At 64.1% G+C, this 25,707-nt stretch carries 17 protein-coding genes; 5 read left to right on the plus strand and 12 right to left on the minus strand.

What is annotated here, in order from left to right:
- Window positions 1-5: 5 nt before the first annotated feature.
- The 12 genes from JSV08_08300 to JSV08_08355 all read right to left on the minus strand — a co-directional run bounded on the left by JSV08_08300 (window position 6) and on the right by JSV08_08355 (window position 19,007).
- Window positions 6-404 carry a hypothetical protein gene (locus tag JSV08_08300; GenBank protein UCF80496.1) on the minus strand — a complete coding sequence of 133 codons (399 nt, stop codon included), beginning with the start codon at window positions 402-404 and terminating at the stop codon, window positions 6-8.
- A 23-nt stretch (window positions 405-427) separates the two neighbouring features.
- Window positions 428-1,777, minus strand: a complete 1,350-nt coding sequence (locus JSV08_08305) for a cation:proton antiporter (protein ID UCF80497.1) — start codon at window positions 1,775-1,777, stop codon at window positions 428-430.
- 44 nt (window positions 1,778-1,821) lie between these two features.
- Window positions 1,822-3,147: a cation:proton antiporter gene (locus tag JSV08_08310; GenBank protein UCF80498.1), complete on the minus strand. Its 1,326-nt coding sequence runs from the start codon at window positions 3,145-3,147 to the stop codon at window positions 1,822-1,824.
- Between the two features lie 135 nt (window positions 3,148-3,282).
- Window positions 3,283-4,389, minus strand: a complete 1,107-nt coding sequence (locus JSV08_08315) for a DUF4388 domain-containing protein (GenBank protein ID UCF80499.1) — start codon at window positions 4,387-4,389, stop codon at window positions 3,283-3,285.
- A 13-nt stretch (window positions 4,390-4,402) separates the two neighbouring features.
- Complete coding sequence (locus JSV08_08320; protein ID UCF80500.1) at window positions 4,403-5,887, minus strand: diguanylate cyclase; 1,485 nt, start codon at window positions 5,885-5,887, stop codon at window positions 4,403-4,405.
- A gap of 15 nt (window positions 5,888-5,902) precedes the next feature.
- Complete coding sequence (locus JSV08_08325) at window positions 5,903-6,664, minus strand: slipin family protein (protein ID UCF80501.1); 762 nt, start codon at window positions 6,662-6,664, stop codon at window positions 5,903-5,905.
- A 30-nt stretch (window positions 6,665-6,694) separates the two neighbouring features.
- Window positions 6,695-8,023 carry a nodulation protein NfeD gene (locus JSV08_08330; GenBank protein ID UCF80502.1) on the minus strand — a complete coding sequence of 443 codons (1,329 nt, stop codon included), beginning with the start codon at window positions 8,021-8,023 and terminating at the stop codon, window positions 6,695-6,697.
- Window positions 8,024-8,093: 70 nt separating this feature from the next.
- Window positions 8,094-11,285: an efflux RND transporter permease subunit gene (locus tag JSV08_08335; protein ID UCF80503.1), complete on the minus strand. Its 3,192-nt coding sequence runs from the start codon at window positions 11,283-11,285 to the stop codon at window positions 8,094-8,096.
- A 9-nt stretch (window positions 11,286-11,294) separates the two neighbouring features.
- Complete coding sequence (locus JSV08_08340; GenBank protein ID UCF80504.1) at window positions 11,295-12,368, minus strand: efflux RND transporter periplasmic adaptor subunit; 1,074 nt, start codon at window positions 12,366-12,368, stop codon at window positions 11,295-11,297.
- Complete coding sequence (locus JSV08_08345) at window positions 12,365-13,084, minus strand: TetR/AcrR family transcriptional regulator (GenBank protein UCF80505.1); 720 nt, start codon at window positions 13,082-13,084, stop codon at window positions 12,365-12,367. The genes JSV08_08340 and JSV08_08345 overlap by 4 nt, the downstream gene beginning before the upstream one ends.
- Before the next feature lie 161 nt (window positions 13,085-13,245).
- Window positions 13,246-16,668, minus strand: coding sequence for a hypothetical protein (locus tag JSV08_08350; GenBank protein UCF80506.1), 3,423 nt, complete (start codon window positions 16,666-16,668; stop codon window positions 13,246-13,248).
- 116 nt (window positions 16,669-16,784) lie between these two features.
- Window positions 16,785-19,007, minus strand: a complete 2,223-nt coding sequence (locus tag JSV08_08355; GenBank protein ID UCF80507.1) for a DNA translocase FtsK 4TM domain-containing protein — start codon at window positions 19,005-19,007, stop codon at window positions 16,785-16,787.
- Window positions 19,008-19,172: 165 nt separating this feature from the next.
- On the opposite strand from JSV08_08355, the gene JSV08_08360 reads away from it, so the two are divergent.
- The 5 genes from JSV08_08360 (at window position 19,173) to JSV08_08380 (ending at window position 25,618) form a co-directional block, all read left to right on the plus strand.
- Entirely contained in the window at window positions 19,173-19,592 is a 420-nt protein-coding gene (locus JSV08_08360) for an HPF/RaiA family ribosome-associated protein (GenBank protein ID UCF80508.1), read from the plus strand.
- Entirely contained in the window at window positions 19,585-20,580 is a 996-nt protein-coding gene (hprK, locus tag JSV08_08365) for an HPr(Ser) kinase/phosphatase (protein UCF80509.1), read from the plus strand. Before JSV08_08360 ends, hprK begins: the two co-directional genes overlap by 8 nt.
- On the plus strand, window positions 20,577-21,473 hold the full coding sequence (gene rapZ / locus JSV08_08370; protein UCF80510.1) for an RNase adapter RapZ: 897 nt from the start codon (window positions 20,577-20,579) through the stop codon (window positions 21,471-21,473). The genes hprK and rapZ overlap by 4 nt, the downstream gene beginning before the upstream one ends.
- Before the next feature lie 283 nt (window positions 21,474-21,756).
- On the plus strand, window positions 21,757-24,963 hold the full coding sequence (locus JSV08_08375) for a hypothetical protein (GenBank protein UCF80511.1): 3,207 nt from the start codon (window positions 21,757-21,759) through the stop codon (window positions 24,961-24,963).
- Between the two features lie 148 nt (window positions 24,964-25,111).
- A complete protein-coding gene (locus JSV08_08380; GenBank protein ID UCF80512.1) occupies window positions 25,112-25,618 on the plus strand; it encodes a heme-binding protein in 507 nt (168 codons plus the stop codon).
- Window positions 25,619-25,707: the final 89 nt, after the last annotated feature.

Below are 25,707 nucleotides of genomic sequence, written 5' to 3' on the forward strand. Positions count from 1 at the left end.
GCAGCTTACTTCGAGCGCTTCTTCTTCGAGGCCCGCTTGGCCCGGAGTTCCGCGACGGACTTCCTCAGCTCGTTGAGGAATTTATTCTTGCCCGCCCCGGAGGGGACGGCGCCGAGCAAGGACTTGTGGACTTCTCGGGCAAAAAGGGAAAAACCTCCGAGGAGCAATTCTTCCAAGTCCACGTCCTCCGAGTCGCAGGAAAAGACCAGCGTGCGGGTCTCCTCGGTGGTCCTCTCCTCCACGAGCGAGACGAGGCGCTTCTCTTTGCCGAACTCGAAAATGGAATTTCCCTCGATCTGCCGGACCTTCAGCCTTTCCTCGAACCTCGATTTTTTCAGGTAGCGGCGGAGGCTCGCAATGAGAAGTGCGGATCGCTCTTCGCTGAGTTCGAATCGAATTTCCATGGGGTATCTTTCCTCTTGCTGGTTTAGGAACTCTTCAAACCGTCCCCGCCCCGGAAGGCCGGCACCAGAAGCACGGGCGCCAGAAACGTCGTCACGACGGTCATCATGATGACTACGCCGAAGAGGCCCGTATCTATCGCGCCCCGCGCGAGGCCCATGCCGGCGATGATGAGCGCCACCTCGCCGCGCGGGAGCATCCCCAGCCCGATGCGCGTCGCGCCGCGGACGTTGAAGCCGAGCCCCAGGGCCGGAAGGCCGCAGCCGAACACCTTGCTCGCGATGGCGAGGAGGCTCAGCACGATGCCGAACACGACCTCCTCGCGCATGGCTGGAAAGCTCACGAGCATCCCCATGACGACGAAAAAGACGGGCACCAAGGCGTGGTAGAGGCCTTCCATTTCCTTGATTATCTCCTTGGACATCGCGGTCTGCGAGAGCCCGAGGCCGATCGAGTAGGCGCCTATGATCATGGCAAGGCCGAACAGCTCGACGAAAGCCGATATCAGAAAACATAGCGCGAGCGAGAGCGTGATCTTCGCGCCGCTCGACTTGAACGCCGAGAATAGGCGTTCGATGTATTTCGCGCTGAAGATGCCCGCGGCCGTGACGCCGATCCAGATGCCGAACGCCTTGAGCGCGACCCATCCCAGCTTGCCCCAATCGAGGCCGGGCTGCTCCCCGTCCGCGGCGGCATGCCCCGTCTCGTCAGCTGCGGCAAGCCCGCCAAGGTCGTTAGGGCGGGCAAGGCCCGCCTCGTCCACCGCGGCCCCCGCCGCCATGGCAATCACTATGGCCAGGACCAGCAGGCCCAGCACGTCGTCGATGACCGCCGCCGCGAGGATGGAGACCCCCTCGGGCGTTCCGAGCTTATGGATATCGCTCAGCACGCGCGCCGTGATGCCGACTGAGGTGGCCGTCATCGCGGAGCCCATAAAGAGCGCCATGGGGGACATTATCCCGTACTCCGTGAAGACCGACGTGGCCCACGCGCCGAGGAAGAACGGGGCAATCACGCCGCCCAGCCCGATCACGAAGGCCTTGGCGCCGTAGCGCAGGAAATTTCCCAGGTCGGTCTCGAGGCCCGCGATGAAGAGCAAGATGATGACCGCAACCTGCGCGAAGGCCCAGAGCTCGCCCGAGACCGCGATGGGCGTGTGCCCCACGGGCGGGGGGAAAAGCGCGCCGACGTGCGGCAAATGGATGTATTGCCCCAGGAAGAACGGGCCGATGAGCATGCCCATCACGAGCTCCCCGAGGACGGCGGGCTGCTTCAGGAATCTTTCCGCAATCTCCCCCCCCACCTTAGCGGCGCACAGTATGACCGCCAGTTGAAAGACGAGGTGCAGAACGACCTCTGTAAGGTTCTGCTCCATAGGCCTCTATCTTATCGGCGCGGGGGAAAAAAAGCAAAGTCGATTTAGGGATTCCTCAGGCCGCCCCCGCCCCGGAAGGCCGGCACCAGAAGCACGGGCGCCAGGAACGCCGTCACGACGGTCATCATGACGACGACGCCGAAAAGGCCCGTGTCTATCGCGCCCCGCGCCAGGGCCATGCCCGCGATGATGAGCGCAAACTCGCCGCGCGGGAGCATCCCCAGCCCGATGCGCGTCGCTCCTCGGACGTTGAAGCCGAGCCCAAGGGCCGGAAGGCCGCAGCCGAACACCTTGCTCGCGATGGCGAGAAGGCTCAGCACGACGCCGAACACGAGCTCCTCGCGCATGGCGGAAAAACTCACGAGCATCCCCATGACGACGAAAAAGACGGGCACCAGGGCGTGGTAGAGGCCTTCCATTTCCTTGATGAGCTCCTTTGACATCTCGGTCTGCGAGAGCCCGAGGCCGATGGAGTAGGCGCCGATGATCATCGCCAGGCCGAACAGCTCGACCAGGCCGGCGATGAGGAAACAAAGCGCGAGCGAGAGCGTGATCTTCGCGCCGCTTGCCTTGAACGCCGAGAAGAGGCGTTCGATGTATTTCGCGCTGAAGATGCCCGCGGCCGTGATGCCGACCCAGATGCCGAACGCCTTGAGCGCGACCCATCCCAGCTCGCCCCAATCGAGGCCGGGCTGCGCCCCGTCCGCCGCGGCAAGCCCGCCAAGGTCGTTAGGGCGGGCAAGCCCCGCATCGTCCACCGCGGCCCCCGCCGCCATGGCAATCACTATGACCAGGACAAGCAGGCCCAGCACGTCGTCGATGACCGCCGCCGCGAGGATGGAGACCCCCTCGGGCGTTCCGAGCTTGCGTATGTCGCTCAGCACGCGCGCCGTGATGCCGATCGAGGTGGCCGTCATCGCGGAGCCCGTAAACAGCGCCATGGGGGACATCATCCCATGCTCCGTAAAGACCGACGTGGCCCACGCGCCGAGGAAGAACGGGAAAATCGCGCCGCCCAGCCCGATTACGAAGGCCTTGGCGCCGTAGCGCAGGATGTTTTTCAGGTCGGTCTCGAGGCCCGCTATGAAGAGAAGGACGACGACCGCAACCTGCGCGAAGGCCCAGAGCTCGCCCGAGACCGCGATGGGCGTGTGCCCAGCGGGCGGAGGGAAAAGCGCGCCGATATGCGGCAAATGGACGTATTGCCCCAGGGCGAACGGGCCGATGAGCATGCCCATTGCGAGCTCGCCCAGAACGGCGGGCTGCTTCAGGAATCTTTCCGCAATCTCACCACCCACCTTAGCGGCGCACAGGATGACCGCCAGCTGAAAGACGAGGTGCAGAACGACCTCTGTAAGGTTCTGCTCCATAGGCCTCTATCTTATCGGCGCGCGGGGTAAAGAGCAAAACTAAGAAGCCTTCGGGTCCGCAGGTTGCCCCGACGCATGCGCCGGGACACCCCTCTGGCGGAGAAACCCCATGCCCTCCCCGTAAAGAAGCGGCCCTCAGGCGGGCAGCTTGGCCTTCATTTCCTGAAGCCGTTTGGCCACTTTACGCTCGGCGTCGGTGCCGAGCTCGCGCTTGACGACGAAGACGAGGTTGTAGAGAAGCTCGTTCAGGGCCGCCATGGCCGTCGTGAAGCGCCGGCCCGTCGCCGAGATGAGCAGGTTCTGGTAGAACTGGTTCGTGTCCACGCACCCCGAGGCGTCCACGTAGACGTCGCGGTACAAATCGGGATACTGGGGCGTGACATCCTTGATGGCCCGCATCATGAGATCCTCGGCCGTCTCGCCCACGCCCTGAAACAGCGTGTCGTGGAGGTACGCGAACATCTGATTGTAGACGTCCACCATGGTTTCGACCTGCGCCTCGCTCTCCACCTTCCGGGTGTCGAGCTGCGCGGTGCGCTCAATGCAGCCCGCGGCCAGAAAGCCCCAGAGGAGGCGGTAGGTCTCAAAGTCCGAAAGATAGCTCATGGTGCAGATGTCGGCCACCGAGGCGCGGCCGGTGACCGAGGAAAGCACATGAATCTCCTCCTCCTTGAGCGCCATGCCGTAGTAGATGGAGTCGCACTCCGGGGTCTTGGCGTAGACGACGTCCGGGCCTCCCACGGCGCCGAAGATGCGGCTCCAGGAGTTGATGTGCTTGATGCCGCGCACGATGATGTCCTCGGTCGAAAAGTTGAGCGTGATGAGGTCGGTCGTGTCGAGGTCATGCAAGCTGAGCGAATAGTCGCCCTGCGTCCATTCAAAGAGGCTATAGACGATGGCCTGCACCTGCTTCTTGACCAGATCGATGAGATTTTCGGGCGAGAGGTATCCCAGCTCGCAGAGGACGGCGCCCTGCTTCTTGCCCGGGCGAATGTGCTTTGCGGACTCGAGGTATTGCTGGACCGTGATGATCTTGCGCCGAAGTAGAAATTCCCCCAGCCGGTCGTCCGGGTTGTTCGAGGTGGCGAAAACGATACGCCCTTCTTTAATGAAAAGGGATTTGCGCGTTTCGAGAAAGCTCAGCGTCAGCTTTCCCGTTTCCCGGTCATGGTAGAGCCGCTGCAGGATGTTGGGAAGCGAGTTGCTCTCAAGCGCCCCTTGAAGAACCAGGTCTTCGGCCACGGGCGGGCGGCTCCTAGGCCATGCGCCTGGATGCGGCGGTTCCGGAACGCCGGGCGCGGGTGCGGCCTTTTGGGCCGGGCCCGGCGGCGCGTTTTGGGAGCGGTTTGGCGACGGCGATGCCGCCCTTGTCCTTCTGCTTCACGTTGTACATGGCCTCGTCGGCGCGCTGGATGAGCTCTTCCTTCGTGAGCGCATGCTCCGGATAGGTCGTGATCCCCATGCTGGCCGTCAGGTACACGCCGCCTTCGATTTCGTCGCCGAGGAACGGCTCCGTTCGGATTCGATCGCGGACGCGGTTGGCGACCCTGAACGCCCCCTCGACGCCCGTTTCGGGAAGCACGATGCAGAACTCGTCCCCCCCGAACCGCATCACCTTGTCAATGCTGCGGACGCTCGCGAGCATGCGGTGCGCCGCCTCCATCAGGGCGCGGCTTCCCATGAAATGGCCGTAGCGGTCGTTCACGCTCCGCAGGTTGTCGAGGTCGAGGAAAATGAGCGCCACTTTCGCCTGGAAGCGCCGGGCGCGCCTGATTTCGTCCTCGACGTACGTTTCGAAGTAGCGGCGGTTGTAGGCGCTCGTAAGGTCGTCCCGCATCGTGAGCTCCTGCGTGCGCTTGTGCGCGAGTGCGTTCTCGACGATGTCGGACGATTCCAGAAGGAGCTTCCGGAGAATGTCGGCGTCCTCGCTCCGAAGCGGCGGGCGGCCCCGCTCGCGGGCGACGATGGCGAGGCCCAGGCGCTCGCTGCGCGCGACGATGGGCGCCACGACGACGGAGCCGACGCGCACGCCCGAGCCGATCTTGCGCGGCGAAAACGCCCGGCCGCCCTCGGAAACAAGGGAAGGCTTGTTCTTGGCCAGCATCCTTTGAAGCGTGACGTACGTGAAGCCGAAGATGCCGTCGCTCGTGTAGTCCTGGGAAAGGCCGCGCAGCTCGGCGATTTCAAAAATACCGCCGGGGCGCGCAAGCACGAAGGCGCCGAACTGCGCCTGCATGAGCTCCATCGTGGTGTCCGTGAGCGCGGTGACGAGGCGGTCGAGCTCGAGGATCTTGGCGATCGATTTCAGGGTTCGCAGAAGCTCCAGCTCGCGCGCGAGCCGGAGGTTCTCGCGCGAGACGCGCCGGGCCTCGAGTCCCTGGTGCACGCGGTGCGCGAGCGTTTTCTCCTCGTCGGGAAAGGCCACGGTGTCGAAGGCGCCGCTGCGGAGCGCCTCGGCGCGCGCCGCGGCATCGGGCGAGGGAAGCACCACGATGGCCCTAGCCGCATGGTCGACGCTGGCCAGCTCCGGAAGCAGGTCGAGCGTCCGGCGGAGCGTCGCGGGTGTCGCCTCCACCAGGACGAGGTCCGGCTGATATTTCCCAATCGAGCGGAGGACCACCTTCGAGACGCTGCCGTTCAGCGTTTTGAGACGGCAGGGCTCGGAGCGGAGGCGCTTGCGCGCCTGCTCCGCGAAGCGCTTCGTCCTGCTTACAATGAGTACGCGCGGCTCCGGAGCCATGGAACGTAGGTGCGGTTAGGGCGTTTCCCGTGTTCTGCCGCCCATGAGCTGCCTGAAAACGTCGATGGGGAGCGGGAAGATGATGGTCGAGTTTTTCTCGGTGGCGATCTCCGTCAGGGTCTGCAGGTAGCGCAGCTGGATGGTGACCGGATTCCGGTCGACGATTTCGGCGGCGTCGTGGAGGCGCTGCGAGGCCTGGAACTCGCCGTCGGCGTGGATGACTTTCGCGCGCTTCTCGCGCTCGGCCTCGGCCTGCTTCGCCATGGCGCGCTGCATGTCCTGCGGTAAATCGAGATGCTTGACTTCCACCGTGGAAACCTTGATGCCCCACGGGTCGGTGTGCTTGTCGATGACTTCCTGAAGCGACGTGTTCAACCTCTCCCGCTCGCTCAGGAGCGCATCGAGCTCCTCCTGACCGAGCACCGAGCGAAGCGTCGTCTGGGCGAGCTGGCTCGTCGCGTAGACGTAGTCCTCCACCTCGACGATGGCCTTGAGAGGGTTCATCACGCGGAAGTAGACCACGGCGTTCACTTTCACCGATACGTTGTCCCGCGTGATGACGTCCTGCGGCGGGATGTCGAGCACGATGGTGCGCAGGCTGACACGGAGGAGTTTGTCGATGCCCGGGATGATGATAGTCAACCCCGGCCCCATGGGATGGGGACGCATGCGCCCCAGCCGGAAGACGACGCCCCGCTCGTACTCGCGGAGGATGTAGATCGCATTGGACAGAATGACCAAGACGATGACAACGATGGAAATGATGCCTATGGGCATTTTGGTTTCTCCTTTTGTGACTTGTTTGGGTTAGCTTTCCGTGACCCGCTGGACCTTAAGGGTCATTTCGCTGACGCCCACGATTTCGACCGGCTCGTCCTTTTCGATGGGAGCGGCGGAAATCGCGCGCCAGTATTCCCCCTGCACGAAAACCCTGCCCTCGCGGTGCACGGGGGTGGCGGCGACGCCGCGCTTTCCGACCATGCCTTCTTGGCCGGTCCAAACGTCCTCGCCGTGGGCCCGCACCACCAGATAGACGACTAGGGCGACCAGGGCTCCGATAAAGACCGCCACGGAAATGAGCGTCGTCCAATTAATGGCAAGCCCCGGCACCGGCTCTTTAATCAAGAGCATGCCGCCCAGCAGGAGAGACAGGATGCCTCCCAATGTCAACAGGCCATAGCTCGCCACCTTTAATTCTACCAGAAAGAGGACGAAAGACAAAAGCATCAACAAAACCCCGGCGTAGTTGATGGGAAGCGCCTGCATGGAAAAAAGCGCCAGGATGATGCAGATGCCTCCGACGACGCCCGGCAAGATGAGGCCGGGGTTGCTGATCTCGACGTAGAGTCCCAGGACGCCCAGTCCCAGGAGCAGAAACAACACGTTGGGGTTGGCGATGGCGCCCAGGACGCGCTCCCGGAGCGTTTGTTCCAGCTCGACGATTTCCCTCTCGTCAAGCGTGAGCACTTCCTCCTCGCCCGTAAAGCGCGTCACCGCGCGGTCGTTCGCCTTGCGGATGAGGTCGTGGACGTCTTCGGCGATGAAGTCGATGAGTCCCTCGGCCAAGGCCTCTTCGGCCGTGAAGGATTTGACCTCGCCCTGCACGGCCTCGATGGCGAGCTCGGGGTTGCGTCCCCGCACCTCGGCGACGCTCTGGAGCTCCTTGACGGCGCTGTGGAGAATCTTCTTGCCCATGACCTCGCTTATCTCCTCCCCTCCCGAGATGTCCACGGGATGGGCCGCACCCGTCGAGGTGCCGGGCGCCATCACGGCCAGGTCCGCCGACATGACGATGAAGAAGCCCGCGGAGGCGGCCTGCGCCCCTTTGGGCGAGACGAACACGGCCACGGGAACCGGCGAGTTGAGGATGGCCTTTTTGATGTCCTGCATCGAGCTCATGAGTCCGCCCGGGGTGTCGAGCTCAATGACGAGGAGGGCGGCGTCATCTTCCCGGGCCTTCCCGACGGCGCGCGCGATGACTTCGGCGGCCACGGGGTGAATCGGGCCGCTGACGGATACGACCAACGTCGGCCCCGCCGAGGGAGGTAATGTCTCGTCCGCGTTAACCAGAGTGGCGCCCGCTACGGAGAATGATATGAGGACACACCATCCCTTCCACGGGACTAAAGGTTTCATGCTCATGGGTTTCAGCACCTCCATAATAGCGGCGCTGTCCCGCGGAAGTCAAGGAGGAGCGCAGGATGCGTCAGGAAGCGGTGAATCCCTTCCGGCGGATTCTTTGGAGGATTCCGGGCGCGGCCTCGTACGCCTCGAGCACAAGGCTGAAAAGCGCCGGGATCAGAAACAGCGTGAACACGGTGGACACCAGAAGCCCGCCGACCACCACGCTTCCGAGGCCGCGGTAAATCTCGGAGCCCGCCCCCGGAGACAGCACGAGCGGCAGCATGCCGAAAACGCTCGTGGCCATGCTCATGAAAATCGGGCGCACGCGAACCCGCACGGCGTCTAGCAGGGCGCCGCGGGTGTCGAGGCCGCGCTCCCTCATCCCGATGAGCGCCTGGTGGACCACCAGAATGGCGTTGTTGACCACGGTGCCGATGAGGATCACGAAGCCCAGCATCGTCAAAAGGTCCAGGCCCTGCGTCGGGACGAACACGTGGACGAGGCGCAGTCCCGCGAAGCCGCCGAGCGCGGCGAGCGGGACGCTGAACATAATCACGAGGGGGTAGAGGAAGTTCTCGAACAGGGCGGACATGAGAAGGTAGGTGATGACGAGCGCGAGAAGGAAGTTCCACCGGAAAGAGCGGAGGGCCTGCGAGAGGGCGTCGGCGGCGCCGGACAGGTGAATGCGCTCGTGTGGAGAAAGGCGCCCAGCATCCTGAATCGGAGCGACGATCTGCGACTCGATAATCTCGATGGCTTCTCCGAGCGGCACGGATTCGGGAGGCTGGAGCTGAACCGTGATAGCGCGCTCGCGCTCGATGTGGTTTATCTGCTCGGGTCCGCTTTCCATCTCCACCGACGCCACCGTGCCGAGCGTAACCGTCTTGCCGGCGGGGGTGTACAGCCGGAGATCGCTCAGCTCGTGGCCGTGCTTTACGCCGCCCTCTTCCCGCGCGCGGCCCGTGAGGGTCAGGTCGATGGCGTCCCCGTGCAGCCGGTACTCGGACACCTTCACGCCGTCCACCATGGCGTCCACCGCGAAACCTATCTCGTGGGTCGATAGTCCCAGCTCCGAGGCCCGGGCCCGGTCGGGCGTGATGCGCACCTCGGGGTTTCCGAGATCGAGGCTCGGTATGGGCCGGGCCTGGGCGCCCGGAATCAGTTGCTGCACGCGCCCGAACACCTCCATGCCCAATTGAAGAAGATTCTCGATGTCGGGGCCCGTTATCTCGATGTCGATGTTGTTGCCCTGGGAGCCGTGCCTCGAGAAGAGACTCGACTGGGACACCACGGGAATGAGGCCCGGAACCTTCATCAGGGGGCGGCGGATGACGGGGATCAGTTCGCGGGCGTTCCGGGGCTCCGCGCTGATGGCCCCCAGGAAAGCGAAGCGGCCCCATGAGACGAAGAATAAATTCTCGATAGGGGGGGCGTCCAGGCCGGCCTTGCGGCGGCTTTCGGCTTCGAGGTAGGGGCGGAGAGACTCGGCAAGATCCTGACCCATGCGCTCCACCTCGGAGAGGTTGTACCCCGGCGGCGGGAGCAGCATCCCGAAAACGAGGTTGCGGTTCCCGGTGGGGAGGTATTCGACCTTCGGGGCCAGAAGCCAGCTCAAGCCGAGAGAAAGTACCGTCATGGCGACGAGCGTCGCGATTCGCATGCGCCGCGTCGACAGAACGCGCTCCACCCCCTTCACGACCATGCCCCGCACGGCCACGCCGACGGGGAGGAGCCTTTCGCGGAGCTCCAGCCACCGGTCGCCCTTTCCGGAAAAATACCTTCCCTTGGGCCTTATCAGCCGGACGGCCAGGGTGGGTATGACGGTGAGCGAGACCACGAGGCTCAAAAGGACGGCGGCGCTGATGGCGAGGGCGATGTCGCGGAAAAGCTGGCCGGCCTCCTCCTCGATGAAAAGGACAGGCAGGAACACGGCGGCCGTGGTGAGCGTGCTGGCGAGCACGGCCCCCCAGACCTCGGACGTCCCTTCGCTCGCGGCTTGGGGAACGGGCTTGCCCATCTCCGTGTGGCGGTGGATGTTTTCGAGGACGACGATGGCGTTGTCCACGACCATGCCGACGGCGAAAGCCAGGCCCGCGAGGCTGATAACGTTCAGGCTCCGTCCGAGGGCGTTCATGGCGATGAAGGTTCCTATCACGCTCAGGGGAATCGCCAGCGCCACCACGATGGTGGCGCGAACGCTGTGAAGAAACACGAGGAGCACCATCACGGCGAGCGTGCCCCCGACGGCCAGGTTCTGCTTGACCAGCCCGATGGAGCTGTCGATGTAGAGCGTCTCGTCGTAGGCCTGCTGCAGGTAGAGGCCCTCGTCGCGAAGCAGGCCGCTGTTTAGCTCCTCCATCGCCTGCTTTAGGCCCGCCATGGTTTCGAGCACGTTCGCCCCCGTCTCCCTCAGGGCGTTGATGGCCAGCGAGCGCTCGCCCTTGTGCCAGACGGAGGCCCCGGGCTTCTTGTAATCGAGGCGGACCTCGGCGAGGTCCTTGACGTACACGTGCGCGCCGTCGCGAACGGCCACGACGGTGTTCTCGACGTCCTCGATGCTCCTGAACTCTCCCACGGTCCGGAGCACGTAGCGCCGCTTGCCCTCGTCCAGCGAGCCCGCGCTCCGGTTCATGTTCTCCGCGTCGATGGTCCCGGCCATTTCCCGGAAGCTGACCCCATGGGCGGCCAGCCTTTCCGGGTCGACGATCACCCGGAGCTCACGCTCCCGGCCGCCGTAGACGTTGCTTCGCGCCACCCCGGGGACCCGCTCGAATCGGGACTTGATCTCGTCCTCCGCGAAATCGAACAGCGTCGAGACATCCACGTCGTTCCCCTCGACGGGCTGGAGAATGAACCAGGCGATGGCGCTCGAATCGTCGCCCCCCGTCCCACTCAGGAAAGGCTTTTCCACGTTCTCCGGGTAGCTCGGAACCCGGTCCAGGGTGTTGGCCGTGTGAAGTAGCGCCGTGTCGAGGTTCACGCCGACCTTGAATTCCAGCTGCACCTCGGCCCGGCTGTCGTGGCTCTCGCTCGTCAGCCGCACCAGCCCCTCGACGCTCTTGAGACGCTCCTCCTGGGGGTCCGTGATTTCCCGCTCGACCTCCTGCGGACTCGCGCCAGGCCAGACCGTGGTCACGGTGACCACGGGGCGGTCCACGTCGGGCGTGAGCTGCACGGGCAGGCGCGTAAGCGAGATCACCCCGAACAGGATGAGCAAAAGCGCGGCCACGGCCACGCTTACGGCATTTCGGACGGCGAGGTCAACGAGCTTCATGGGACGGCGTTACGGCTCGGGCGGAAGTACCTCGACGGGTTGGCTCGGAAATAATCTCTCGTTCCCGCGCACGATCACGGGAGCGCCGGCCGGAATTTCCGCTTCCACGGAAACCATTTCCTCGAAAGCGTCGCCGAGCTTCACGGGAACGGGCAGGGCGGTCCCGTCCTGGACGATGTAGACCATGTAATTCCCCCCCTGGCTCACGAGGGCGTCCTTGGGCACGAGAAGCGCACTGTAGGCGTCGCCTATGGCAAAGTCGGCCCGCGCGAACATGCCGCTCCGAAGAACGTGCTCGGGGTTCTGCACGGCGATTTTTACCGGAAAGCTCCGCGCCTGGGACTGCGCCTGGGGCACGATGGCGAACACGCTGCCCTGAAAGCTTTTTTCCGGATAGGCGTCGACGCGCACCCGGGCCTCCTGCCCCGCCCTGACCAGGCCGATGTAGCGCTCAGCAACGTCCGCCGTGACGTGCACGGTGTCCAGGTCGATGAGCTCGGCCACCACGCCCCCCTCCCTGACCCACTCTCCCACCTGTATCCTCAGGTCGCTCACCATGCCACCGAACGGGGCCTTGATGCGCGTTTTCTCGAGATCGCCCTTGTAACCGGTAATTTGAATCTGCCACTGCTGCATGCGCTGCTCCGCGACCGTCACGTCCGTCTTCTTGTCCTGGCGCTCCTCGTCCGAAAGGAAGCCCTTTTCGTGGAGCCGGAGGGCGCGGTCCAGGTCCCTTCGGGTTTTTTCGTAGACCGCCTTCGCTTCCGTGAAGGCGGCCTCGGCGTTGGCGAGGGCGAGGCGGGTCGTTGCGTCCTTGAGCCGGATCATTACCGTGCCCTTGGCGACGAAGTCGCCCTCCTCGATGAAAACCTCCTTGACGAGGCCCTCGATCTCGCTCGCGACCGCGCTTCTCGCCCGAGGCTCCACGGTCCCCGTGAACGTGAGCGTCCGGCGGACCTCGCGCTCCACGGCGGGCGCCGCCGCGACCGTCGCCTTGGGAAGTTCTTCCTGGGCAGGCACGGCTTCGACGGCCGCCAGGAGCAGACACGCCGCAAGAAACGGCAGGGAGGACCTGCTTCTCATCTCATGCGGCTCCCTTCGGGGACGGACGGGCGCTCTCGCCTTCGCGTAGCCGCTACGGCGGAACGAGGTCCGCGGCGCCGGCGCTCCCCCTCGCCCAGGATCCCGTGAAAAACGACGTCAATGACGTCGCGGGCCTGGACGTTGAAGGACTTCCTTCGCCCCGCGAAGTAGTTCGTGAAGATCGTGCCGTAGAGAAGGTCGCTTATGACGTCTATGATCCGGTCGACCGGCACCTTTCGCACGCGCCCCTCGGCCATGAGGCCGCGAAAGAGCTTCTTCCACGGACCCAAGTTCGCGTCGTAATGCTGAAAGTACGTGGGTTTTTTCCGGTCCTTGAACTCCGCGCGCTCCTGCATCAGCAGCTCGACGAACTGGGGGTGGGAGTCGAAAAAGGACAGGTACGTCTGGATCGCCTTCGCGACCCTCTCCAGGGGGTCGGCCACGCCTTCCGAGGAAGCGTCCGCCTCTTGCCGGAGCATGAGCATCCCCCGGTCAACGGCAGCCAGGAAGAGCTTGCGCTTGCTCGAAAAGTAGCGGTAGACGGTCCCCTTTCCGACGCCCAGCCGGTCGGCGATGACCTGCACGTCTGTGGCGCGGTACCCGAGCTCGGCGAAGACGCTCGTCGCCGTCTCCAGGATTTCCTCCTGGCGTCGCTCGGCGAGGGCCTCGTCCCTCGGGCGGCCGGGTTTTCTCTTGCGTGCGGTTTTCGTTTTCATGGTAGCAGCGGTACATTATATAACGGACCCGTCCGTCAGTCAATATGCCGGATTTTTGAAAAAGGGTTAGGGATCAGTCGTTAGGGGCTTGCCCGGCTCAGTCGGGGTTAGCAAAAGGAATTCTTGCTAATCCCTAAACCCTATCCCCTGGCCGCTGCTTTTTACGGATGCGGGCCGCAGGTGTTGAGCGCGGGGTTGCGCTCGACGGCGGCGCTGTCGTAGCCCGAGGTGCCCTCCGTCGCCGTGTCGCATTCGGTGACGAGATAGTAGGCGTTCGCAAAGCCCGGCGTAATTATCCCGCTCAGATAGCCTTCTCCTTCGTCCGTCCCCGCCGTCCAGCACACGAGCGACAGATGGTTGTAGAAGGGAGCGTCTAGGTCGCCCTCGTAGATGTTGTATTGGAGAAGCTCGCCATGGTTTTCCCACCAGATTTCCACCTGGCCGCCCCCGGCGTCCTCGACAAGGAGCGGCACGATTCCCGCGGGCGCGCTCACCTCCGCCACGCACGCCTTGAGCCCGTCGTAGAAGAGGCGCGCCATGACGCGCTGGGATTGAAAGTCCGGGTCGTCGTGGAAACGGATGTAGGCCACGAGATATTTTCCGCAGGACGAGTAGGCTACAGCCAGGGGTTGATCTTTAGAAAGGCTCTGTTGAATGAGCAGACCCGCAGCATCGAGCACCGTCCCGTCCGAGGCCACGCGCGTCCCGTAGATGTTGTTACCGTTATCATCCCACGCGACGAAATAGTCCGTCCCGTTTGAGGCTGCCGAGTAGTACGTCTGGCTGCCAGACGCCGTGGAGACGGCGATGCCCGCGGGGTCGAGCACCGTCCCCACCGAGGTGACGCGCGCCCCGTAGATGTCCCAGCCTGTCGTGGCCCAGTTTCGCTCGTCCACCCACGCGACGAAATAGTCCGTCCCGTTTGAGGCTACCGAGGGAGGCATGTAGCCGTCCGCCACCGTCGAGACGGCAATGCCCGCAGGATCGAGCACCGTCCCCGCCGAGGTGACACGCGCCCCGTAGATATCCCAATCGCAGAAGCATCCACCGTCGTTCCGCCAGTCATCCCACGCGACGAAATAGTCCGTCCCGTTCGAAGCTGCCGAGGGCACGGACTGGTCGTCCGCCGCCGTGGAGACGGCGATGCCTCCCGTGTCAGGCGGACCATCATGGAGATAACCATCGAACGCCCGCACCCGCGCCCCATAGATGTCCGTGTCCGTGCCGTTTCGTTTATCATACCACGCGACGAAATAGTCCGTCCCGTTTGAAGCCACGGAAGGCCAATATTGCATATCCGCCGCCGTGGAGACGGCGATGCCCGCAGGGTCGAGCACCGCCCCCGCCGACGTTACTCGGGCCCCGTAGATGTCCAAGTTCGTACCGCTTCGGTAGTCCGCCCACGCGACGAAATAGTCCGTTCCGTTCGAAGCCACTGAGGGACGCTCCTGGTCGTCCGCCGCCGTGGATAAGGCGATGCCCGAAGAATCGAGCACCGTCCCGTCCGAGGCCACGCGCGCCCCGTAGATGTCGAAGTCCGTGCCGTTTCGGTTCTCTTGCCACGCCACGAAATAGTCCGTCCCGTTCGAGGCTGCTGAGGGGGCAATCTGGCCGCTTGCCGTCGTGGAGACGGTGATACCCGTGGGGTCGAGTACCGTCCCGTTCGAGGCCACGCGCGCCCCGTAGACGTCGTAGCCCACGAGATATTGATTCCACGCGATGAAATAGTCCGTTCCGTTTGAGGCTACCGAGGGGTTGTATTGGTTGCTTGCCGCCGTGGAGACGGCGATGCCCGCAGGATCGAGCACCGTCCCATTCGAGGCCACGCGCGCGCCGTAGATGTCCCAGCTCCCGCTTCGGCTATCCTCCCACGCTACGAAATAGTTCGTCCCGTTCGAAGCCACGGAAGGTGTGCTCTCGTGGTTTGTCGCCGTGGAGACGGCGATGCCCGTGGAGTCGAGCACCGTCCCATCCGAGGTCACTCGCGTTCCGTAGATGTCGTATTTCGATGCTCCGTAATTCCTGCTATCCTGCCACGCGACGAAATAGTCCGTCCCGTTCGAGGCCACGGAAGGATCCTCCTGGTCGTCCGCCGCCGTGGAGACGGCGATGCCTCCCGTGTCAGGCGGGCCGTCAAGGAGCAAGCCATCGGACGCCCGCACACGCGCCCCGTAGATGTCGTAGTCTGTCGTGGCCCAGTTCCGGTAGTCTTGCCACGCGACGAAATAGTCCGTCCCGTTTGAAGCTACCGAGGGATACTCCTGCCAGATTGCCGCCGTGGAGACAGCAATGCCTCCCGTGTCAGACGGGCCATCAAGGAGCAAGCCATCAGACGCCCGCACCCGCGCCCCGTAGATGTCGAAGTCCGCGCCGTTTCGCTCGTCCTCCCACACCACGAAATAGTCCGTCCCGTTCGAGGCCGTCGAGGGATTCCGCTGGGTGCCCGCCGCCGTGGAGACGGCGATGTCAAAGGGAAAGGGGTCGAGCACCGTCCCATCCGAGGCCACGCGTGCCCCGTAGATGTTCCCACTCACCCACCACGCCACGAAATAGTCCGTCCCGTTCGAAGCCACGGAGGGATCCCACTGGCCGTTTGTCGTCGTGGTGATGCGGATACCCATGGGGTCGAGCACCGTCCCATCCGAGGTCACGCGCGCCCCGTAGATGTCGTCGTCCGTGCCGTTTCGCCGATCTTCCCACGCGACGAAATAGTCCGTCCCGTTTGAAGCCACGGAGGGAACCTCCTGGTTGCCTGACGCTGGCCCAATCACCGGACTCGGATCCACCAAAATCTCCGGCCCCACCGTCGGGTCGATCAGGATGGGATATTGTGCGTTTTCAAGAAACTCGCGTGGTACCTTGAACAGGACTTTGTGTCTGGTTGCAAGCGAAGGCCGAACCCGCTCCCGCCGCCCCGCGCTGTCCGCCACGGTTACGTTGGAGAACGCCACCTGGCCGCTTCCATTCCAGGTTGGAAAAACAAGCCCTTCATCATGCTCCTGCGGCTCGCCAGCGGCTCGGATCGCAAGTCGCACGCGCAGCGCCGAAGCCTCAGGGCTTAGCGGCCCGCCGATCGTCCAGTAGAGTTCTATCCCTTCCTCCCCGCGGTTTCTCGCATAAGGCGTAACGCTGCCGCGCGCTTCTCCTTGAAGCAGGCCGGGCGCGTGTTCCTCCAGGCGGCCTTTTCCAAACACCGTCTGCGTGTTGCCTCCCCACTCGAAGCTCACCGAGAGAATTTCGAAATCAGGTCGCCCCCTGCTTCCCTGCGCGAAATATCTTAACCCGCTCTCGCCAATCTCCGCCTGGAATCGCGGCGTCTCATGCGAGAAGACATTTCCCTTCTGCGCAAACGGACGCTCGCCGCGTGCTTCGGCATGGAAGCCCTGCTTTGGAGGTTCTTCGGGAAGGCCGCGGTTCTTCCTTACCTTGCGTATGACTTCGTTTATGTCGAAGGGAACGTTGGCTATCTCGACTTCCCCTCCAACGCGCGGTGGGCCTTTCCCTGGGGATGTAGGCGCTTCACCTCCCCATACGGCCGAGGCGGCCGCCAGCGTGAAGCAAATCCACGTTGCCGCTCCTTTCATTCCCGGTCTCCTTTTTACACACCATTATAGAATTCGCCGTCTCGGCAAGTCAACCGCGGCGTCTAGAGCGTGGTTACGGCAGGAATGCGGTTTGAGAACTTTCCCCGCCGCGCGCGTTAAGGGGCGGCCCTTTGGGGAAGGTTATCGACGGAGCTGACCAGCAATTTGCGCGGCTTTGCGCCGCGCGCAGGCCCCACGACGCCGTCGGCTTCCATCATGTCGATGAGGCGCGCGGCGCGGTTGTAGCCGATTCCGAAGCGGCGCTGCAGGTTCGAGACCGAGGCCGTGCGCGTGGACACGACCAGCTTCACTGCGTCGTCGTAGAGCTCGTCCTCCATCTCCGTGAAGGCGGCGCCCTCGCCCTCGTCCGTGAGCTGCGAGGGGTGCGCGAGCACCTCGTTGTACTCCGGCACGCCCTGGAGCTTGAGATGGTGCGTGACGCGCTGGATCTCCTTCTCGGTCACGAGCCCCCCGTGGAGGCGCCGCAGGCGCGACGTGCCGGGCGGAAGGAACAGCATGTCGCCTTTTCCGAGAAGGCGCTCGGCGCCGTTTCCGTCCAGGATGGTGCGCGAGTCCACCTTCGACGAGACGCGGAACGAGAGGCGCGACGGGAAGTTCGCCTTGATGACGCCCGTGATGATGTCCACCGAGGGACGCTGCGTGGCGATGACGAGGTGAATACCCACGGCGCGCGCCATCTGCGCGATGCGTCCCACGGCGTCCTCCACCTCGCGCGGCGCGACCATCATGAGGTCGGCGAACTCGTCGATGACGACGACGATGTAGGGAAGCGGCTTCAGGGGCTCGCCGCCCTCGTCGCGGAGGTGGCCGCCGTAGTTTGTGAGGTAGCGGTTGAACTGCTCGATATTCCGCGTCTTGACGCCGTAGGAAGCGAGCATCCTGTAGCGGTTCTCCATCTCCTTGACGAGCCACTTCAGAACCTGCGCGGCCTGCTTGGCGTCCGCGACGACGGGGGCGTAGAGGTGCGGCACGCCGTCGTAGAGGCCGAGCTCGACGCGCTTCGGGTCGATGAGAATCAGCTTCAGCTCGTCGGGCGTCCGGCAGGCGAGAAGGCTGAGAAGCATCGCGTGGATGGCGACGCTCTTTCCGGCGCCCGTCGTTCCGGCCACGAGAAGGTGCGGCATCTCGGCCAGGTCCGACACGCAGACCTCGCCCTGAATCTGCTTCCCGAGCGCGAGCGGCATGCTCGCCGAAGATTTCTGAAACGTCGCGTCCTCCAGAAGCTCCCTCAGGAAGATGGTCTCGCGGTGCTCGTTCGGGACCTCGATGCCGACGGTGGGTTTTCCGGGAATGCGGTCGACGAGAATGGACTCGGCCCGGAGGGCGAGGCAGAGGTCGTCCGCAAGCGAGATGAGGCGGCTGTACTTGATGCCGCCGGCCGGCCGGAACTCGAACATCGTCACCACGGGCCCCGGGTGAATCTCCGTGACTTCGCCTTCTATGCCGAACTCCAGGAACTTGGCCGTGAGCGCACGGCCGCGCTCAACGAGATCCTCGTGGCGGAGCGTCTCCCCGTGCTCGGGAAGGTCCAGGAGCCGCACCGGGGGAAACAGGTACGTCCCCTTGCGCAGCCCCGCCTCGGGCGTGCTCTCGAAAAGCGTCCCCTCGGCCTCTCCGCGCAGGGCCTCGGCGGGGTCACGCTTTTCGTGTTTGGTCTCGGCGGCGCGCTGCGCATGGCGCTTCAGCACTTCGGTGCGTTTTTTCGTTTTGCGGCGAACCTCCTGCCGGTAAAAGAACAACACGCGCGCCTTCTGTGCGAGCGATTTTGCAAGGGCCGCCGCCCAGGACGCCGCGTGCTGGTAGGAAAGGCTGGTGGCCATGGAGAACGCCGCAAGCGCCACCGCCACCAGGACCACCATCGCGCCGAACACGTTCAAATACGGAACCAGCAGGCTCGCGATTCCCGCGCCGACGAGCCCGCCCGCGGCGATGGGCCTTCCGAAAAGAACGACTTTTTCGAGCACCAGATCGCTCAGGCCCGCGAGCACGCCCATAAGAACCGCGAAGTTCAGCGCCCGCAACCAGAGGGGGTTCACGTTCTTCCCCCAGAAGAAAAACCAGCCCAGAATCCCCGAGAGCACCGGCAGCGCGAAAGCCGCGAGGCCGAAGCTTTCGTACAAAACGATGGAAAGGAACGCCCCGAAGCGGCCGATGGCGTTTTGCGCCGCAAAGCGCTCGCCGCCCTCGCTGAAAAACCATGCGGGGTCGGCCGGGTGGTAGGTGACGAGACTCACGAGAACAAGCGTGGTCGCGGCAAAAATCAGAATGCCGACCAGCTCGTTTCCTCGCCGCTCCGAGAAAAGCTCTGCCAGTGCCATGTTTGCCCCCGCCCGCTGCCCGAAGGCCGCGGGCAACCTAATGATAGAGCGTTCGGGCGGCTCATGTCAAGTGAAACTTTCTCGCATGCGCCGGCGCGCATTTTCCGCTATAATGAAAGGTTGGAACATCCGGGCAATCCTCGATAAACAGGAGGCTGCTTGGCCATGCGCATTGATTTCACGAGCCGGGGGATTCGCGTTCCTTCCTCCGTCCGCACCATGGCGCGGGAGCGTCTTGAGCGCGTCGCGCGGCGCCTGCCTTCGGCGAAGGAGGCGCACGTGGTGCTCGGCCGGGAGAAGGACCGCCGATACGCCGAGATTGTCCTGCGCGGTAAGGGCAAGACGTTCAAGGTGAAGGAGGAGACCGGCGACGTGCGCCTTGCGCTCGCCGCGGCGGCGGACAACCTCGATCGCGCCGTCCGCAAGTACGTGGACCGCAAGATCGGCCGCCGGCGCCGCGACATACGCGTGAAGCGCCGTCCCGCGGCCCCCCGGACGCGGCCGGCGGACGAAGAAGGGGCAGCCCCGAAGACGGCCAAAGGGAAACTTTCAAACGCAAGAACCGATGCTGCGCCACTTGCCTGAGCCCGTATACCCCGCGCTTCGCGTGCAGAATCTTCTTTCCGAAGAAGCGGGACACATCGCCCTGCGGCTCTTGGAAGGCGAGGCGGGCCTCGAACGCGAGGTGCGCACGCATAAGATTCAGAAGCCCGGCCTCGTGCTCGCGGGCTACCGTTCGTACCTTCGCGCCAACCGCATCCAGGTCTTCGGCGGAAGCGAAATGCAGTATCTTCGCGACATCACGCCCGAGAAGCGGCGCGAGGTGCTCGAGCCGGTCTTTGTGCCCGATGTGCCCGCCATAGTGGTCACCAAGGACGTGGACCCGACGGAAGAAGTGCGCTATCACGCCCGCGAGCACGCCCTGCCGCTTTTCGCGACGCCCCATTCGAGCTCGGTCCTCGTCTTCCGTCTCACGACCTACCTGGAGGAAAAGCTCGCTCCCTGCATCACGCTCCACGGCGTGATGATCGAGGTGTTCGGCGTCGGCATCCTCATCCTGGGCGAAAGCGGCATCGGCAAAAGCGAGTGCGCCCTGAATCTCGTGTCCCGCGGCCACCGCCTCGTGGGCGACGACGCGGTGAACATCAAGCGGCGCGAGAGCGGCGTCCTCATAGCCGAGGGCAAGGACCTCGTGCGCCAGAACATCGAGCTTCGGGGGCTGGGCATTGTGAACGTGCGCGACCTGTTCGGCTTCACGGCCGTGAAGCGCCGCAAGGAGGTGGATCTGATCGTTAATCTCGAAAGCTGGAAGGACGAGACGGATTACGAGCGCCTGGGCGTCGAGCATGAGCACACCGAGCTGATGGGCCTTTCGGTGCCGCTCATCCGTGTTCCCGTGATGCCGGGGCGCAACCTCGCGGCTCTCATCGAGGTGGCGGCGCGCAACCACATCCTCATTCGCCAGGGGCGTCACCCCGCGCGCGAGGTGGAGCGCAAGGTGCTCCACGCCATCAAGGGCAAGGCGGCCGACGCGGCGGAAAATGCGCCGGGGCTCAAAAGGGAAAAGCGATGAGCGCGACGGCGTCCGAGACCGCGGAATGGATAGTCATCACCGGCATGTCGGGCTCGGGCAAAACGCTCGCGAGCCGGTGCTTCGAGGACATGGGCTACTTCTGCGTGGACAACCTCCCCGTGGGCCTCTTCTCCAGGTTCAAGACGCTCGTGATGGCCTCGCGCACCGACATCCCCAAGACCGTGCTCGTCGTGGACGTCCGGGAGCGCGGCTTCCTGAAAGATTTCCCGGCCGTCTACAAAGAGATGCTGAGCGACGGGGACATGAGAAGCACGCTCATTTTTTTCGAGACGAACACGCCGGCGCTTCTAAAGCGTTTCAGCGAAACGCGCCGCCGGCATCCCCTGAGCGCCCAGGCCAACGCGTCCCTCGAGCTCGAGGCGGCCATCGAGGAGGAACGCCGCCTCCTGCTTCCCATACGCGAGCTCGCGGACGTGGTCGTGGACACGACGACGCTTCAGGCGCCCAAGCTCAAGGAGTTTCTGCGAGGCAAGTTCGGCGGCGACACGACGCAGGAGACGCTGCGCCTCTCGCTCACGAGCTTCGGGTACAAGTACGGGATCCCGAGCGACGCGAACCTCGTCTTCGACGTGCGCTTCCTGCCGAACCCGCACTACGACGAAAAACTGCGCCCCTTCGACGGCTCGCATCCCCTCGTGCGCCGTTTCGTCGAAACCTCGCCCGAGTGCGGCGAGTTTTTGAAAAAAGCGATGGACCTTGCCGCCTACCTCATTCCGAAATACCAAAGCGAGGGGCACTCCTACCTGGGCATCGCCGTGGGCTGCACGGGAGGGCGCCACCGCTCGGTGGCCGTGGCGAACGCCCTGGCCGAGGCGCTCTCGAACCTGGGCTACGCGCCCCACATCGAGCACCGCGACAAGGACCGGGAGTAAATCCGCAGCGCCCGGGAAAGCGGGGCCTCCAATCTTTTTACGCGGCATACAATTACGAGACTTCTGATAAAACCGATGAACCGTTCCTGAAGGGTTCGGCAGGTGCGGAAGGTGCAGCAGGTGCGGAAAGCGCGTCTGCCGTTTCGCACTTTCCGTACTTTCCGCACTTTCTGCACGGGAGGAGCGGGGCGAGACCGGAGCCGCCTCGTCGTCCCCGCCGTTCGGGCGGGCGTTTCGCATGGCTCGAAAGACATGGCATAATAACCTCCTCCGTGGTTTCCTTATGGATATACGACTTCTCGAAAGCGTGACGCGCGTGGCCAGACGACACGCCCGCTCGGCGGCCGCAGGGTTTCTGCTGGCCCTGATCGTCACGTGCGCTTCACTTTTTCTCGAGGGAAGCGCCTGGGCGCGAATCGTCGTGTTCGCGGTCTCGTGGGCCGCGGGCGCCGGCCTGCACGCGCTGACCGCGAGCAGCATCCTGAGCGCGAAGGCGCCGCGCTCCGGCGTCGGGGAAGCGCTTGAGCGAATCACCGGGGGCGACCTCACTGACGACGTTTTCCGCGGCTCCCAGCGCGCGCACCTCTCAGGGGCGCTTTATTTCGCCGTGCGCAAGATGGTGCTCGAGCTGCGGCGCGCCGTGGGGAAATTCAGCCGCCTCTCCCAGGAGCTCGAGTCGGTGTCGCGGGGTCTGCTCGACATGACCGACAGCCTTTCCTTCAGCGCCCGCGAGCAGGGAGACTCGGTCGAGGATGTCCGCCAGAGCCTGGCGGACACGAACGCCTCGGTCGCCGAGATTCGGAAAAACGTCCACAACCTCATGGACGTGGTGGGCAACACGTCGAGCGCCGTGCTGGAGATGGCGGCGAACATCGAGGAGGTGACGGAGTCGGCCCGAAGCGGCGCGGCCTACGTGGAGGAAACCACGGTGGCCGTCGACGAGATGGCGCAAAGCGTGGCGCAGGTGGCCGAAGCGGCGCGCGAGATCTTCAGCCGCGCCTCGGACAACGCAGCCTCCATGGCCGAGATGGACACGGCCATCGAGGAGGTGGGCGAGAGCGCCAAGGTGACCGCCGAGCTTTCCGAGGCCGCCCAGCGGAGCGCCCTCGAAGGCCGCGGCACGGTTCAACAGACGTCCGAGGGCCTGAAGAACATCCAAGAGTCGGTCGGCAAGGCGATGGCCGTGGTTCACGGCCTGGGCAAGCAGTCGGTCGAGATTGGAAAAATCGTCAAGGTCATCAAAGAGATCGCAGACCAGACGAACCTGCTCGCGCTCAACGCGTCCATCCTTGCCGCGCAGGCGGGGGAGGAGGGGCGCGGCTTCGCGGTTGTGGCCGAGGAGATTCGCGAGCTGGCGGAGCGCACGGCCACCTCGGTTTCGGAAATCACCTCCATGGTGAAGTCCACCCAGCGCGAGGTCACCAAGGCGGTGCAGCTCATGGAGACCACCTCGGGACGCGTGGCCGAAGGGGTGACCCTCGGGGTGAAGGCCGAGGAGTCGCTGCGCGTCATCATGGAGCGCACCCGGCGCGCCGTCGAGAACGTAGCGCAAATCGCCAAGGCGACCAGCGAGCAGACGCTCGGCAGCCGGCGCATCACCCAGTCCATCGACGAAATGACATCGATGATCGAAAAAATCAGCTCCTCGACCGAGGAGCAAAGCGAGACGGGCCAGCGGATCAAGAAGCGCACCAGCCACATGTCCCAAGTCACCGCCCACATCTCGCGGGCCATGGAGGAGCAGAAGGCCGGAAGCCACGCCATCTCCGAAGGCATGGAGCGCGTCAACGCCATCGTCAACGGCATCGAGGATGCCATCACGAGCCTTTCGCAGGCGAGCGAGACCGTCCTCCGCGCCGTCGACGTCATCAAGGAGGCCACCCAGCAAAACACCGCGGGCGCGCGCAGTCTCTACACGACGCTGACGGCCTTCCGCCAGGAAACGCTTCTCTTCCAGGATGCGGCGGCGAAGTTCCGGCTTCCCGAGCCGAAGCGCGGAGGCACGCTTCGCTATACCATGGCGGACTCCGGCGAGCTTAACCTCGACCCGGGCTTCGCCGAGACGATCAAGCAGACGGAGATGGTCTATAGCCTTTACGACGGCCTTGTGCGCTTCGGCGAGGGAACGGACCTGCACCCGGCGCTCGCGCGGCGATGGAGCGTCTCGCACGACGGCATCAAGTACACCTTCTACCTGCGGGAAGGCGTCAAGTTCCACAACGGCCAGCCCCTCACGGCCCATGACGTCAAGGCCTCGTTCGAGCGAATGTTGCGGCCCGGAGGAAACTACCCTGCGGTATGGGCCCTCATGCCCATCCAGGGGGCTCCGGCCTTTCACGCAGGGGAAGCAAAAGAGGTCGAGGGGATCAAGATCCTCAGCGACTACGCCCTCGATATCGAGCTTCAGGAGCCCGTGGGCTTCTTTCTTTCCTATTTGACGCTCCCCGCCACGTCGGTGCTCCCTCGCGAGCTCTGCTCCCGAAAGGGCCCGGAGTTCAACAAGCAGCCTGTCGGAACGGGCCCCTACCAGCTTGCCGAAATCACGCCCGGCGAGCGCATCGTCTTAAAGCGGAACCCCGACTACTTCCTTCAGGGATGTCCTTACGCGGACGAGTTGGTCATTCGCCTCGACGTGCGCGACGCACTGCCCCTGCTTCGGCGCGGCGAGGTGGATTTCACGGCGCACCTCCAGCCCGAGTTTCTCCACGAGCTCCGCCAGGACCCCGCATGGGAGGCGAACATCCACTCGAGCGTTCAGCTCCACACTTCCTACATAGCCCTGCGCAACGACGCGCCCCCCTTCGACGACAAGCGCGTCCGGCAGGCCCTCAACCATGCGGTGAACTGCGGGGAGCTCAACCAAAGCGTTCACCACGGCGCCCACGAAGCGGCCGAGGGCATTCTTCCGCCCGGGATCCTGGGGCACAATCCCGAGCTTGAAGGCTATCCCTACAACCCTGAAAAGGCCAAGGCCTTGCTGAGCGAGGCGGGCTATCCGAACGGCTTCAAAACCGTGTACTACAAATCGCGCTCGGACCTCGGCCTTTCCAGGGAGGTCCAATTCGTTCTCGCCTCCTTTGCGCGGGTGGGCGTCGAGGTCGAAGTCCGCGACGTGAGCGAGGCCGAGCTCCGCGAGATGCAGCGCGGCGAAGACCAGCCGCCCATGTCCTACGCGGGCTGGTATGCGGATTACCCGGACCCCGACAACTTCTTCTCGAACCTTTTTCACTCGAAGAACCAGGACGTCGCGGGTATCCGCTACGGCAGTCCCCGCGTGGACATATTAATCGACGAGGCGCGCCGCGAGTCGGACGTGAACGTGCGCGAGCGGCTCTACCGCAAGGCCGAGGACCTCGTGGTCGGGGACGCGCCCGTCGTCTTCCTCCTGCACGAGCGCGCCTACGTCGTCACGCAGCCCTACGTGGGCGGCGTGCGCCTAAATCTCACGCCGCCGCTCCTGCGCCCCGAAGACCTCTGGCTGGAGCGGTAGAGGGCGGTCCGAAGCGTCCGCCGTGTTCCGCATGCTTGACAAGCTGAAGCCTGCGTGGTAATCTCGCCCTACGCTTTTAAATAGACCCAACAACGTTCACGGACAAACGCGAGTCGAAAAACAACGCTTCGACTCAGGAGAAAATCCCATGAAGAAACATCTCGCAAGGTACGCTTTCGCCTCAGCGGTCGTGCTCTGTCTGGGCGCGCTCGTATTCACCGTCGCAAGCGCTCAGGACGCCCCCAAGCCGAAAAGCGACATCACTTGGGAACAGGCCCATGTCGCGCTCAAAGCGGCCGCCAAGAAGGCCGAGGAGATTGAGACTAAGATGGACATCGCGATTGTCGACGCCGGCGCTAACCTGAAGGCGTTCGGCCGGATGGACGGCGCATGGCTCGGCTCCATCGACATCGCCATCAAAAAGGCCAAAACCGCCCGCTTTTTTGACATGAACACGGGAGCAATCGGAGAACTCTCGCAGCCCGGCGGGGCGCTCTACAACATCGAGCACTCGAACGGCGGCTTGATCACTTTCCCCGGCGGGATTCCCATCAAGAACTCGGCCGGAGAGATCATCGGCGCCATCGGGGTGTCGGGCAGCACGGTCGAAAACGACCACACGGTCGCGCTGGCTGGAGTCGCGGCGATTTCCTGAACCGGTAATAATTTCTTGCAAAGGGGTGCTGCCTGCGAGCACCCCTTTTTATTTAAAGCGAAAGCGAGGGGCGGCTCCGCGAGGGCGAG

Source organism: Acidobacteriota bacterium, from assembly GCA_020349885.1.
Lineage (GTDB): Bacteria > Acidobacteriota.

What these genes read in the sequence shown, in the direction of transcription:
- JSV08_08335 (UCF80503.1), bottom strand. Translation starts at nt 11,285, where the DNA reads ATGAAGCTCGTTGACCTCGCCGTCCGAAATGCCGTAAGCGTGGCCGTG.
- JSV08_08300 (UCF80496.1), bottom strand. Translation starts at nt 404, where the DNA reads ATGGAAATTCGATTCGAACTCAGCGAAGAGCGATCCGCACTTCTCATT.
- JSV08_08375 (UCF80511.1), top strand. Translation starts at nt 21,757, where the DNA reads ATGGATATACGACTTCTCGAAAGCGTGACGCGCGTGGCCAGACGACAC.
- JSV08_08310 (UCF80498.1), bottom strand. Translation starts at nt 3,147, where the DNA reads ATGGAGCAGAACCTTACAGAGGTCGTTCTGCACCTCGTCTTTCAGCTG.
- JSV08_08330 (UCF80502.1), bottom strand. Translation starts at nt 8,023, where the DNA reads ATGAAACCTTTAGTCCCGTGGAAGGGATGGTGTGTCCTCATATCATTC.
- JSV08_08355 (UCF80507.1), bottom strand. Translation starts at nt 19,007, where the DNA reads ATGGCACTGGCAGAGCTTTTCTCGGAGCGGCGAGGAAACGAGCTGGTC.
- JSV08_08360 (UCF80508.1), top strand. Translation starts at nt 19,173, where the DNA reads ATGCGCATTGATTTCACGAGCCGGGGGATTCGCGTTCCTTCCTCCGTC.
- JSV08_08325 (UCF80501.1), bottom strand. Translation starts at nt 6,664, where the DNA reads ATGCCCATAGGCATCATTTCCATCGTTGTCATCGTCTTGGTCATTCTG.
- rapZ (UCF80510.1), top strand. Translation starts at nt 20,577, where the DNA reads ATGAGCGCGACGGCGTCCGAGACCGCGGAATGGATAGTCATCACCGGC.
- JSV08_08340 (UCF80504.1), bottom strand. Translation starts at nt 12,368, where the DNA reads ATGAGAAGCAGGTCCTCCCTGCCGTTTCTTGCGGCGTGTCTGCTCCTG.
- JSV08_08345 (UCF80505.1), bottom strand. Translation starts at nt 13,084, where the DNA reads ATGAAAACGAAAACCGCACGCAAGAGAAAACCCGGCCGCCCGAGGGAC.
- JSV08_08350 (UCF80506.1), bottom strand. Translation starts at nt 16,668, where the DNA reads ATGAAAGGAGCGGCAACGTGGATTTGCTTCACGCTGGCGGCCGCCTCG.
- JSV08_08305 (UCF80497.1), bottom strand. Translation starts at nt 1,777, where the DNA reads ATGGAGCAGAACCTTACAGAGGTCGTTCTGCACCTCGTCTTTCAACTG.
- JSV08_08320 (UCF80500.1), bottom strand. Translation starts at nt 5,887, where the DNA reads ATGGCTCCGGAGCCGCGCGTACTCATTGTAAGCAGGACGAAGCGCTTC.
- JSV08_08380 (UCF80512.1), top strand. Translation starts at nt 25,112, where the DNA reads ATGAAGAAACATCTCGCAAGGTACGCTTTCGCCTCAGCGGTCGTGCTC.